Source organism: uncultured Sneathiella sp. (genome assembly GCF_963976355.1).
Taxonomy (GTDB): domain Bacteria; phylum Pseudomonadota; class Alphaproteobacteria; order Sneathiellales; family Sneathiellaceae; genus Sneathiella.
The window spans coordinates 1-12,253 of the sequence record NZ_CAXBKA010000008.1 but is presented as its reverse complement, the minus strand read 5'-3'; the positions used below and the strand labels follow the sequence as shown (position 1 = coordinate 12,253).

10 protein-coding genes are annotated in these 12,253 nt (G+C 46.9%); 4 read left to right on the top strand and 6 right to left on the bottom strand.

All coding sequences use genetic code 11. The features are described from left to right. Positions 1-34: 34 nt before the first annotated feature. Positions 35-655, top strand: a complete 621-nt coding sequence (locus AAC599_RS16135) for a hypothetical protein (RefSeq protein ID WP_340151438.1) — start codon at positions 35-37, stop codon at positions 653-655. A gap of 293 nt (positions 656-948) precedes the next feature. Here the strand turns inward: AAC599_RS16135 and AAC599_RS16130 are convergent, their stop codons facing one another. The 4 genes from AAC599_RS16130 to AAC599_RS16115 all read right to left on the bottom strand — a co-directional run bounded on the left by AAC599_RS16130 (position 949) and on the right by AAC599_RS16115 (position 5,298). After that, the gene (locus AAC599_RS16130) at positions 949-1,995 is read right to left on the bottom strand and encodes a hypothetical protein (protein WP_340151437.1); all 1,047 of its coding nucleotides are present in this window, start codon (positions 1,993-1,995) and stop codon (positions 949-951) included. A 110-nt stretch (positions 1,996-2,105) separates the two neighbouring features. Next, entirely contained in the window at positions 2,106-4,334 is a 2,229-nt protein-coding gene (locus tag AAC599_RS16125) for a DUF87 domain-containing protein (RefSeq protein WP_340151436.1), read from the bottom strand. Between the two features lie 3 nt (positions 4,335-4,337). Beyond that, complete coding sequence (locus tag AAC599_RS16120; protein WP_340151435.1) at positions 4,338-4,739, bottom strand: hypothetical protein; 402 nt, start codon at positions 4,737-4,739, stop codon at positions 4,338-4,340. 382 nt (positions 4,740-5,121) lie between these two features. After that, the gene (locus AAC599_RS16115; RefSeq protein ID WP_340151434.1) at positions 5,122-5,298 is read right to left on the bottom strand and encodes an AlpA family phage regulatory protein; all 177 of its coding nucleotides are present in this window, start codon (positions 5,296-5,298) and stop codon (positions 5,122-5,124) included. A 336-nt stretch (positions 5,299-5,634) separates the two neighbouring features. On the opposite strand from AAC599_RS16115, the gene AAC599_RS16110 reads away from it, so the two are divergent. Then, positions 5,635-6,519, top strand: a complete 885-nt coding sequence (locus AAC599_RS16110; protein ID WP_340151433.1) for a DNA cytosine methyltransferase — start codon at positions 5,635-5,637, stop codon at positions 6,517-6,519. On the opposite strand, the gene AAC599_RS16105 is transcribed toward AAC599_RS16110, so the two are convergent. After that, positions 6,516-9,374, bottom strand: a complete 2,859-nt coding sequence (locus AAC599_RS16105; protein ID WP_340151432.1) for a hypothetical protein — start codon at positions 9,372-9,374, stop codon at positions 6,516-6,518. The genes AAC599_RS16110 and AAC599_RS16105 overlap by 4 nt on opposite strands. Beyond that, on the bottom strand, positions 9,371-10,411 hold the full coding sequence (locus AAC599_RS16100) for an SIR2 family protein (protein ID WP_340151431.1): 1,041 nt from the start codon (positions 10,409-10,411) through the stop codon (positions 9,371-9,373). Before AAC599_RS16100 ends, AAC599_RS16105 begins: the two co-directional genes overlap by 4 nt. Before the next feature lie 174 nt (positions 10,412-10,585). Between AAC599_RS16100 and AAC599_RS16095 the strand changes: the two genes are divergently transcribed. Both AAC599_RS16095 and AAC599_RS16090 read left to right on the top strand, forming a co-directional pair. Further along, positions 10,586-11,209 carry a site-specific integrase gene (locus AAC599_RS16095; protein WP_340151430.1) on the top strand — a complete coding sequence of 208 codons (624 nt, stop codon included), beginning with the start codon at positions 10,586-10,588 and terminating at the stop codon, positions 11,207-11,209. 121 nt (positions 11,210-11,330) lie between these two features. Next, complete coding sequence (locus AAC599_RS16090; protein WP_340151429.1) at positions 11,331-11,963, top strand: hypothetical protein; 633 nt, start codon at positions 11,331-11,333, stop codon at positions 11,961-11,963. Positions 11,964-12,253: the final 290 nt, after the last annotated feature.

Here is a 12,253-nt window from a genome sequence, read left to right as displayed (position 1 = left end):
CCAGAATTTTTTGCACCAAATAAATTTATTTTAGATGACTCAATTTTCTTTAACTCAAGCAAATTTCCTCGATTACTATTCGGACAAGCCTCGTGAATTTGTTATATGCATATCTGATTTTGCAAAACAGATGTCTTCGGAATATGGTTGTGATGTGAAAGTTTCCGCAGACAAGCTCTTAACCGCACATGATTTTTGGATCGGAGATGTTAATCGAACGGCAAAAAGAGGACATTCGCAAATAGATCGTTTTACAGGCGAGGAATTTTACAAAAAGCCTAATCATCTTAAACAGCTTGCATTTTTAACATTTTGGATACGCCGAGCATCTCCCATTAGTGATATAGTTGAAAAAGCAGGACACAATGTATTGCCCTTAAATGTGAATAGATTTTTTGCATACTCTAACGAGCTATTAGCATTTCATGCTGGAATAAAAATTTGTTTCGGATACGAAGTGCGCGAAATTAGATCACACCAACAAGATAGTAAAAGCATCCATACTTGGGATGCTATTAAAACTGGTCAAGCACTTCATTCAAAGCTGAAGAATTGGTCATTTGTAAGCGACTATGTTATTACCCTAAAGCATAAAAATATGTCGCCCCATGCAATTTATTTGATTTACAGAACACTATTTTCAGATAGAAGGTAATTATTTTCGAAATGGTCCGTTGCAATAAGCCCACTTTTTCCACAGTAAGACTCTAAATATTGTCCTAACTCAACTGATCAGTTCTAACGCAACAAAATCCAAAGCAGCAATTTGTATTGCTTAATACAGGCAAGAACAACGAATTTCATATCAGTCTCCTCTCCTTCATGTGGCGCAATACCAAAGGACAAAGAAAACTACAGACCATTGCAACTATAACGATTGATTCATGTGAATCAATCTTAATAAGAAAATGCTAGTGACCAATATTTCCTGCTCATTAATCGAACAAACTATATCAGGTTAACGTAAAATGGTGCGTATCCTGCCCGTTCCCAAGGTTCGGCAAATAAATCCGGGAAGCTGTCGGGCTGCATAGATATCTCCCCATGAACGGGAATGCTATGGAAGAGAAAATTCGCGGAGCCTTTGGGTCCGTAAATGGAGGTAACCGCCTCCTTCATCGTTCGTATTCGGGCGTTGTTGGGCGTCACCGTGAGGATCAGCAGGTTGGGTAAGCCAAGCTCCGTCTTGTAAATCTCGCTCTCCAGAATATAGCGGTAGGCAAGGATCTTTTTTAAATAGCTGGAGCCTTTGAGGGAGGTCGTGCGTACCTTGTTGCGCCTTTCCGCTTCGAGCGCGAAGAAGCGGTAGAGCTTCCGGCCCGTTGGTTGCTTATACTCCAATCCGAAGAGGCCATCGGGTTCCAGGTTGAAGCTTTGCATTTTCAGCTTTTGCCTATCGCTAAAGCGATTACTGATGGTGACTGGTAGAGAGATTACACCACGCTCGCATCCGGCTAATGGTGCCTTCCTTAAAATCTCGGGCCAGGGGATAAAGCGGATATTGGAGGCCCTCTTTGTCCCGATCTCAATCGAGGCCAGGGTATCGCAGATCATCAGCATATGTGCAAAGTCCTTGGCGTTGCCCCTATTGCCCGGCACCCTTAAGTTCGTGACAGCATCGACCTCAATCCCCAGTTCATCGAGCGCGGTTTTTCCAACATCAGAAAGCGCATAGATGGACGGGCTATAGCGGGCATCGAAACTCTGACGCTGCTGACTGGGCCAGTCGAGATAGGCCCCTGCATGCTGCGTATGGGTCTCATGGAACAGGTCCGTCAATCTATCCTGGAAGCGCTTGAAGGAACGCCCCCGAAGCTCCTCGGGGAGCAATTGCCATATTGTCGTTGAGCGGAGAAAGCGATAGCGCTTCAGGATTGTGAGGATTTCGACATCCCGCATCGTCAGGACGATCCGCTTGCCGCTCGGGGTCCTCCGTCCCCGGAGGCGTCGCCCGAGGCCATCTTTGGGATATCGTCTTTGTTCTGTTGCGCTCATCCCTCCTGGATAGGCGTATTTTTCGCTGCTGTCGACGGGTGCTAAATGTTCCGTTGAGGCACGCTCATACTCCCTGCACCAGGGTGTTCCCTCATCACTTTTTAGCTAATTCACCATTCACCGGGATCCGTTGTGCTGCCTTGCGGGTCGGGCATGTTTTCTGCGCTGCTCGTCTTTCCACCGTCAAGGGCTTCCTCCGGGCTATCGGGATGCACCCTGACAGGGATGTCCTGATCGACCAATTTAAAGTTCGTATGCTCATACCGATGCGCATATTTGCGCCTCATGATGTCGGTTACCTCCTGCCGTTCCGTTGTACTCATATGCGGGCTTTTCTCCAGGACGAGGAAGGGAACTTTCACGGAAACGGCCCTCTCGGTTTGCCGCCTGATATGAAGGGCAAAATGCTGCGGTGGCTGCCCGGCAATGAAGTCGGGCGCGCAATGCATGGATCTGGCGAGCAGACCGGCATCATGGACATTATCCGTACTTGCGAACTTCACCGAAGTGGTTGCAAGCGCATCGAGCACATTAGGCTCCCTGATCTGTTTGGTCCGTTGATGGCTCAGCATCATCGAGATATTCATCTTGCGCGCCTGATCGAGGATACGGGTGATGCGGGTATCACTTGCGATATAGTCCTGGGCTTCATCGATATAGCAGAAGACGGGCAAGCGGCTCCCGCGATCAAGGACGGCTCGTTCCTGGGCGGCATTCAGGAGCATGGCGATAAAGAAGCGGCCAAGAAGGGCCGTGCGCTCCTCCCCGAGCAGGGTCTTATCGGTAATGATCAGGATAACCTTTGAGGAGTTGAGCTCGGTGAAGAGATCAAGCTTTGTCTCCTTGTGGGAGAACATACGCTCGAATACCGTATTCTCCATCATGGCGGCCAATCGCCAGGCGACCTGCGCTTTTGTCTCGTTAAACTGCTTATCGCAATATTGGGTTTCAAAGAAATCCCGCGCAGGCGCATTGAGTTTTTCAATATAGGGCTGATAGGGGATCAACCCTTCGGGCTTTTGAACCTGCAGCAATGCGCCAAAGCTTGCAAGGGTGGCCCCGGGCATCTCCATCAGCAGGCGGATGGCATAGCGATAGAGGGTGGATTGCTTAGGCGTCATCATACCGCCCTCGCCCAGTAACGCCTCAAACACATAGGTAAGCAAATCGAGGCTATTATTGCTGAGTTGCTCCTTGTCCCGGCTCGAATAGCCGTTCATCCGCTCTTTGCCCATATCGAAGATATTGAGCGCGAGAGGATAGTCGGGGTCAGGCTCTAGCAGCACCAGCTTGTCATGCAGCGCTTCGCCTTTCGCAAATTCCTTGAGGCGGCTCACCTCCTTGATCAAGTCACCCTGGCTATCCATGATGACGATACTGGCTTCATCTTTGGCTACACGCTTCAAGTCTTCGGAGACCAGGAACTGGATCAACTGTGTTTTGCCGGTTCCTTGCGGGGCGAGGATCCAACCATGCTCAAAGCGGGCTTTGTCTGGAATGGAAAAGGGCACATGGCTTTGCCGGAAGATGTTAAGGAGAGGAGTATCTTTAAGATAGGCATAAGGTAAATCCTCGCCCTCATACTCATCCGGCATAATCAGATCCGGGGATTCAAAGTTATCCGGAAGTGGCGCAAGGCCCGAAAGCTCGCAAAGATTCTCATTAAGCCGGAACCTTAAATCCTTGAACAATCCGGCAGTGATCACATCGTCGTCAAAGAACGGAAGGATCAGCGCCTCCGTGAGGGGCGCTTCCAGTCCTTCGATAAAGTCTTCGAACTGAATGGAAAAGCTTGCCCCCTCACCCTCAGGGAGTGGAGGACAGCGGCGCAGGAAGGCGTTAAAGCTTGCAGCAACGGCATTTGTGGCTCGTTCCGCCAGATCGGGCACGACGGCACGGGCGCTGTACTCCGCTAGGTAATCGCGATACTGTGCGCCTTCGAGACTATTGCAGACGGTGGGCGGCGGTATCGGACCAGCTCGGTCAAAACCCTCACCTTCATGGATTTGAAGAGCGGCTTTTATCAGCGCATCCTCCAGGGATTCTTCCGGTATATCAGGAAGCGCCCGGTAAACGGAGGTCGCGAATGCTTCGGCATCTGGCAGGGTTGGTCTGAGCGCTTTCGTCTCCTTATAGAGCCGATGGGTGAGGTCCCTGGCTTTTCGCTCCTGCACTTTGTCCGAGTTCTGGTACATCCGGTAGACGGCGTAGCATAGGAGAAAGAAGCCGACTGGAATGGCGAGCCAGAACAGCGAGAAGATGATCAGCAGGACGAGCGCCAGGCCCACCATGGTGAAGAAGGCATAGGCGATCTCGTCTTCGAAGGACTTGCCTGCCATGGCTCAGTATTCAACTACCTCTTCACGGCCATCGAAGCATTCCGCAACTTCAAGATATTTTTTGAGGTTCTCGCAAGATCCGCGAATGGCTTCCTCCGCTTCCAACAATTCATCGAGATCCTTGCATTCCACCTCATGGCCACGGGCGAGGCTATCAATGGTGATGCTGAGCGACATATGGGATAGAGCCGCAGAGGTGAGTCCTTTGATGAGACCTCCGGATGCGGCGTTCGCAGCATGGCGGCGGGCGGCTTCGCTGTTATAGATGATTTGGTTGCCAAGGTTATATTTTTTGATGCTTGCCTGCTCAACTGACGAATAAGAAACCTCTGCGTTCAGGATAAACATTACTTTCTTATTCACCATGCCTGTCGTGCGTTGTGACCGTGTCAGTTTAAGTCTCATGATTAACCCCCTTTTTGTGTATAAACCCTCAAATTTGAAATCTGTAATTGAATTAGAAAATATAAATACTGGTGGAGTCAACTACTTAAAAGAGAATTATAAAAACTATCTATCTAGCTGACTGAAGATTGCACTCTGAAGAGAGGACGGTGTTCCGTCATTTCAGGAATGGGGAAACAATTTGGATTGTTTTCTTAAGAAGCTGAGAACTCAGAGAACAGGGAAATATGCTGTTATGTTCCAGCAGGTTCAGCAGCGGTTGGGGATACGGCGTTGGGGATACAGAGGCACATGCCTATCCCCATATTGTATCCCCAATCTGCGAAAATAAGGGGGACGATGGCCACCGTCCCCCTTCTCCCGTTACGGGAGTGTCGTCAGGCTATCTTCTGGATGCCAGATCCTCAAGATGCGACACAATCTCGTCATATACCCAGCCGATCCGGTTATTGCCGAGTCTGACCCTCCTGGGCCACTTCCCGGCCTGTTCCAGCCGCAGGATATGCTGACGTGAATAGGGCTGCATGGTCTTGAGTACCTTCCAATCGATGATCCTCATCGCGATCTCTCCTATAAAAGGGAGTACCGCGATACTCCAGGTTGACAAAACCCAGGGCGCGTTGAGGATAGCAAAATAATCCGATTACGGGCAAGAAAAGAGAATCAACACAGGCTCCGGATGTCCATGGCCGTTTATTTTGCATCTGAATGAGCCCTGCAATGCCACGCGTCAGAATAAAATGCGGAACATACGGGAACCTCTCACAAATTTGATATGTGAACATACCGCGCGCTGTGGCTCACAGGGTGGATTACAGTCATATCCTGCACGGTGACAGGCGCCGTTACGTGGTTAGCTTGGGTGCCCTCTTTAACCCATGGAGGACACAATGACATGTACAGATATTTCTCACTCTTCTCAGGTATCGGCGGCTTCGAGCTTGGCATCGGAAATCGCGCGGAATGTGTTGGATTTTCCGAAATCGACACACACGCCGTCACCGTCTTTGAGCGGCATTTCCCGGAGCATCGGAACTTCGGAGACATCACCGCAGTCAACCCTGCAGATCTACCGGATTTCGACCTGTTGGTTGGGGGCTTCCCTTGCCAGGCTTTTTCAATCGCTGGAAAACAACAGGGGTTTGCCGATCCCCGTGGTGCCCTCTTCTTTGATGTCCTCCGATTGCTTGACGCTAAGCGGCCTCAGCTTTTCCTGCTTGAAAACGTCAAGGGGCTTCTCGGTCATCAACAGGGGGCGACGTTCAAAGCCATCATCTCAGCGCTTGATGAGCTGGGGTATGACCTCCAATGGCAAGTGCTTAACAGCAAGGATTATGGTGTTCCGCAAAACCGGGAACGGATATTCATTATCGGACATCTTGGAGGCACAGCCAGACCCGAAGTATTTCCTCTCGCCCCGCGCTATCAGGAAGGTGATGGCCACCCGAGGCATCACGCCAATACCCTCACAACCATGTATCACAAATGGGTCACGGCTGGCACATATGTTCTGGAAGGTAAAACCGATGGACTGATACCAAGGGTCCGCCGCTTCACCCCGATGGAATGCGAGCGGCTGCAAGGCTTCCCCGACAGATGGACGGAAGGTATCCGCGATGCAGAGCGTTATCGCTGCCTTGGTAATGCCGTCACGGTCAATGTCATAGACGCCATCACTGACCGCCTCCTCCCAACCAAACCCCGCTTAGGCGGGGTTCTTTTTATTCTAATTAGCACAAAAAAACTGCTGATAATCAGTAAAGCTAGTTTCGCTCATTAATCAAAAATTTCGTCAAACTGACTTCGGACATCAACAAACGGGTCATTTCGGGCGGCTTCAATCCAATCCTGGATATTGCGATTAGTATTATATTCTTTCTCAATAAGAACTTGAATTAGCCGAGTGAAATTTCTGCGTAAATGAGGCAACTCATCTGTATTGATGGGTCGAGAACAGATCGATTCATCTTCCCTATCGTACGCTAAAATTTTTGAAGCACGTTCTATTGCGGATATTAATTTTTTCTGTTCTTTATCATTTTTGGGATAATAGTTTTCCCTTACTAAGTTAGTCATCACCCCCATCAATTCATACGCTATTGGCTGAATAACCCCACCAACAATGTTCAACAATGTTGAATAAACGTCACCAGAAAGGCGATCCAATTTTAATTGTTTCGCATTAGATTCCCAAGTATAACAAGCATAGCAATATCTTCTGGCATTATCTGCAATATCACTCAGAAGGCCAAAATGGAGTTTATCAAGAAATTCGGTTTGCTCTTCCGGCTCTATTGCCGCCATCACAGGGATAGCCTTTGCCATTGGAATACCTAACTCCTCCATTTCCGTTAGCATTTTTGAAATAGATTTTTTTTCGCGATTGTTAATATTGCCATACACAAGAATGCAATTTGCAAGAACGTCAAAGACCAAATCGGTTCTCTCAAATAAATTATCAGACTGATACATGTCTCGAACTAACCAACGCCTAAATCTATCACATTCATTATTCCACCAACGTAGTATTGAATTAAGATATCTTTTTGTTAATTCTGGTTTAAAGAAAGGAGGGTTATTGATTTTCCTTTTCTCACAATACCACTTTAAATTGATCAGCAATTGTAATAGTAGGTCGGGATCTTTTCCCGACAAAGACAATCTTTTTTTTAATTCACCATCAATTTCGGTTTGTGTTTCCTCAAAACGATTTTCAACAAATGCTTTTTCCAACAAGTTTAATAGGCCCGTAGATGCTTGATCTTTCTCTGTTTCCGGCAGTGACAACACAATTGATTTATAAACATTAGAGGCCAATGTAGGCAGATTGAAATCGTCCTGCTGCCGCCAAACCGCATCTGCAAATTTTTTATTTTCTGCCTCATTTAATAACCGCAGCTCATTCATATACGTCAAACGTAGTATTGAATTAGTTCTTAATTCAATGCTGTGTGATTCTGCTTTTTTAATGAGTTGGTTTATAGCGTTTTTTAATCCTTTTATTGGAAGCCAATCTGCATTGTTTAAACTCCTTGAAGCAAACAGATATGGTTCTGGCCAGCGAACATAATTAAATCTGGTAGAAAAATCACCCGAAAGTGGAAAATTCGCCATGTCAAATAGCAGTGGACGAATATCGTCCGCGTCAAAATAAGGAATTGAACGCCTTAGAAGGTCAGATACTAGTTCCTGCCCTGAAGGATGGTCTTTCATTGCCGCAAAATTTGCGAGTTTTAGCGCGACTGCAAACAGCCATTTCCTTTGCTCAGTCCCAAGCCTTAAGGAAATTCGCGCAGTGAAATCACACATATTAATTATAGAAAAAAATCGCCTATCTTGTATCTTGATATTTTCGCTCTCGCCATCCTCGAAAAATTGTTCAACGTACTGAGTTGCTGTTTTGAAAAGCTGCTCTGTTTGCTCTAACGATAACTTCGATAATGTAGTGCGGGTTATTGCTTTCTTTCCAATTCCAACACCGTTGAAGCGGAATATCAGACTTGCCCATAGTTGAGGAAAATCATCCTGTATCCATTGAAGAGATTGGAAAAATTCCTCTTTTTCAAAAGTAACATTCTCAGCTTGTATAAGTGCGCCTGAAATTTCCACTGCATTTAAAAAATTCAAAGCAGGTGCTAATCGTTCATATGAAGTCGTTGCACTATAGCCTATCGTCTTGGAACGGCTTCCGTAGTCGAATTCCGGTTTTCCTGCTGTAACAACAGTTGGTTTGGATGGGAGGGAGCGATCTCCGATTTTCTGGATAAGATTGTTTAATTCAATGCTCGGAGAGCAACGATAGGCCTCCAACTCTCTTTCTCTCTCGTTTTTAAATCCTCCATACTCAAAGTTTTCTGCAATATTTATCTGCCAAAGAAGTCTAAGGCACCAACCTTCTCGCGAAAGCGTCCAAAAAACTTTGGGTGATTGCTTTTGCATCCTCTTCAATGAATCAAGCGCTTTTTCCGTTAGATTTTTGGCAATTGATAAATTACCTAGCTCGGCATGAACAGAAGCTTTACGAGCCAACCAATACGGATCTTTGGAATTTTCCGGCCAGCTTTCAAGATGTAGACGGGTTTGCTCGTGATTTGCCTCCGCTAAAGAGAACAGGCATTGCTCGTAAGTGATTGCTGGAACGATGTCGTTGTCGATGGTATTGAGTGACTGAATTTTTAGGGCCCAGTTTTCGAAGTCTCGCTTTGATTGGCTAATTCGCGCATTACGCAATACTTGAAATGCGCAAAATAACCAAGCTTCTTTCATCTCTGAAACCTCAATCAAAGTTTTTTCGATGTCCAGCTCTTCAAAAACTGGTCTAGATTTGGACATACCACTAAATAAATCCGGTTCTATATCTTTAAGGGTCTGTTGAATTCTGTCTTGTATTTCAATGGGTACATTTTGGAGGCAAAGTCTGAGCCGCCAAATGATTTCATGGTGTAATAACAACAGTTCGGTTGGGGACCAAGCGTCCTGAGCTTCTACTACAATTTGAAGCCATCGTTTCGTATTACGCCAAATTATATCACGAGTTTGATATGGTGCGATTAGCCACCCAGGGTAAATTAGTCGATTGTGGCGCCATACCGATAGTTCCTTAGCAAGGGCATTTAAGTCTTTAGAATCACTCATTTTGGCGGCCACATTTCCTCAACTATTGGTCTTGGTCCTGTGTAAGGGGGGATAGGGGGAAGAGCTGCAATTTCCCTATTTTCATTAGAACTATCGTTTGGCCAATCTAACTCATTTGGAGGTCGTCCATTCATCAAGTTGTTTAATAGCCATTCTGTGGATAGTTTATGGCGTTGTGCTTCGGGGACAGTGTGATTTCCAGAAAATAGTGGAGAAAGATCGATTGGGGTGACTTTGCGTTCTTCAAGTAATTTTCTTTGCCCTTGACGTAAGTTTAGAAGCCCGCACAAATAAATATTGGGTCTTTCGCTTCCCAAGTTATCTCGAACCCATCCTGACCAAGCTAAAAAATTGGGATCGTCTCCTGAAAACCCAATGAGACACAAAAGATTTTCCATCATTGACTGTTGAACGAGATTAACGAATGCCGCACAGTTCTTAGGATAAGTTCTAAAGTCATCTTCAGTAAAAATAAATGGTCGATTGGAAGGAAAACTCCCGTGCAACTTTACTAACCGAGGTCTCATGGTAAGGGGAATATCTTCGATACAAAGAACTTTATCATATCGTATCTCATGTAGCGCATCTGCAGTTCTATCGAGGAGCGTGTCCCAGTTAGTTGTAAAAACATCTGACCAAGGTAGTTGAAGCAGAAGTCGGTGAAGAGAGTCAGGTCTAAAATATTTATCCGGTACACAATCTTTTAAAAGACTGTTTAATTTACCTCGCCCATGCAGGGCTTCATATTCTTGAGCAATTCGTAGGGCACCGCTCGACGTTTGACATGTCTCCAAAATTCTTTGTCTATCTTGACTACCTTCCGGGACTAAATGTTCGACAATATGTGTCATGATCTCAGACCAAAGCGGGAATACCGGTACTCCGGGACCCACAGCTTGAGCATTTCGGCTAAATCCAGAACCTACCATCACAGCGGCTCGTCCATACGAAACCCCGGACCACAATGCTTCCCGAAGTTGGTTTATATGAACCTGATCAGGAAGTTCAAAAGTATCGTTTCTTACATCATCGACCATTATTTCTACCGAGGGCTTAGAATCGCAGTAATGTACACTGCTTTAAAGAAAACAAGAATGCTAGAGTACTACTTAACATGCAAAGTTGCATGCGGTAGAAATTTAATAAAACGTTACAATATCAATGACTTGAACATTATGGAACATAGTGTTCAAAATAGTAATTGATTGTCAATGAATAGTTTACACTATAGCGGGCGGCGGGATAGTATTTCGTTCCTTTATGACCGCGAAGGGCGGAGAAAATATATTGGGCAGCAAGAGCGTGCTAGGCTTTTAGAGGTTATAGATACACTCCCCTCTTCCGAGGTGCGTATCTTCTGCCTGGTGCTTGCTTATACAGGCGCACGGCTATCAGAGATCCTTTCTTTAACCGCAAACCAAATCGATCATGATGCTGGCGTGGTCGTGATCCATACCCTCAAGAAACGCCAGCGATATGTCTATAGAGCCGTCCCTCTTCCCCCTTCTCTCCTCAAAGATCTGAAGAACATAAGTGGGCAAAAATCTGATGGACAACGCCTTTGGTCCTGGTCGCGGACAACGGGCTGGACGCGGATTAAAGAGATTATGAAGGCGGCTGGTATTTCAGGCCCTCAAGCCTCGCCAAAAGGATTGCGCCACGGCTTTGCGGTTTACGCCATGCTGGCTGGCGTTCCCTTGACAATTGTCTCCAAATGGCTCGGCCATTCCTCGATCAAGACGACCGCAATTTATACAGAAGTAGTTGGCGCGGAAGAGCGGAAATTTGCGGAAAATATATGGAAATCAGACGGTTTGAAAGGCGCTTCGCGATAACCGGAGTGTTCCATACTGTTCAATCGTTTCGGTTAAGGTGCACTTTCCCCGATCGTCCGGTTGAACACAAGAGCTAGACTATGAATGTCTTTGTTGTGTCCTTGAGATGGAAAGAACCGATATGCCAACCTTCATCCCCAAAATATTCGCTGTCCCTGTGATCCTCCTATTCTCCCTCACCGCCTGCCAGACGACCGCAGTGAAAGAAGCAACGGTATCAAAACCACTTCCGCCCATGGAGAGACCGGACTATTGGACGGTGGGATCCACCTTTGTCTCTGTTGGTGACGATGGCAAGGAGTGGAAATCAGAGGTAATTGCCGCAGATGAGACTACCTACACTTGGCAAGATCAGGAGGGCTGTACCTGGGTCCGGGCGAAGGATCAGCCATTTGCGGCATGGAAAAGCTGGAAAGGCTGTTCCTCACCGGATGGCAGCCATGAGATTAAACGACTAGAAGATACGCCTATCTTCCCGCTGAAAGTGCGTAACCAATGGAGCTACAGTCGCAAGGGGACAAATGTGAAAGGCCAGAGCTGGGAGACCGTGCGAAAATGTTCCGTTCCCGGTGAAGCACGTGTTACGACCAAGCTAGGCAGTTTTGATACCTTCAAGGTGACCTGCGAGGACGATTGGAACCGTTACACCTGGTATGTCGCGCCCGCCAATAAGCAGGTCGTTATCTATGAGAGATACCAAAAGCGGCAGAATTCAACAGAGACCTATGAGACGGTCAGTTTTACAAAGCGCTGATCTCCATTGATCGGATCTGAAAATCAGTCATTCCGAAGAGGCTTGAGTCTGTATTCAGGACGCGGTCTCACCCAATACGAGACGAACTTATCAATCCGATCCCGATCAGTATTTGGGTCATAGCTTTCGGACAGGCTTTGTTGCCATCGTGGCTCAGGCGGAGTTTTAGCACCCTAGCCATCCGCGGGCAGGTGGGCTACATCCGGCATCTTTGCATCCGACATTGCTTTCTCAGTATCGAGGCCTATGCCTTCAAGAACCGTCCAGGCTCCATCCGCCGGACGTCCATG

Bases quoted from the DNA above. Each gene is read 5' to 3' on its own strand.
- AAC599_RS16090 (WP_340151429.1), top strand. From the start codon at position 11,331: ATGCCAACCTTCATCCCCAAAATATTCGCTGTCCCTGTGATCCTCCTA.
- AAC599_RS16115 (WP_340151434.1), bottom strand. From the start codon at position 5,298: ATGAGGATCATCGATTGGAAGGTACTCAAGACCATGCAGCCCTATTCA.
- AAC599_RS16130 (WP_340151437.1), bottom strand. From the start codon at position 1,995: ATGAGCGCAACAGAACAAAGACGATATCCCAAAGATGGCCTCGGGCGA.
- AAC599_RS16100 (WP_340151431.1), bottom strand. From the start codon at position 10,411: ATGGTCGATGATGTAAGAAACGATACTTTTGAACTTCCTGATCAGGTT.
- AAC599_RS16135 (WP_340151438.1), top strand. From the start codon at position 35: ATGACTCAATTTTCTTTAACTCAAGCAAATTTCCTCGATTACTATTCG.
- AAC599_RS16120 (WP_340151435.1), bottom strand. From the start codon at position 4,739: ATGAGACTTAAACTGACACGGTCACAACGCACGACAGGCATGGTGAAT.
- AAC599_RS16095 (WP_340151430.1), top strand. From the start codon at position 10,586: ATGAATAGTTTACACTATAGCGGGCGGCGGGATAGTATTTCGTTCCTT.
- AAC599_RS16105 (WP_340151432.1), bottom strand. From the start codon at position 9,374: ATGAGTGATTCTAAAGACTTAAATGCCCTTGCTAAGGAACTATCGGTA.
- AAC599_RS16125 (WP_340151436.1), bottom strand. From the start codon at position 4,334: ATGGCAGGCAAGTCCTTCGAAGACGAGATCGCCTATGCCTTCTTCACC.
- AAC599_RS16110 (WP_340151433.1), top strand. From the start codon at position 5,635: ATGTACAGATATTTCTCACTCTTCTCAGGTATCGGCGGCTTCGAGCTT.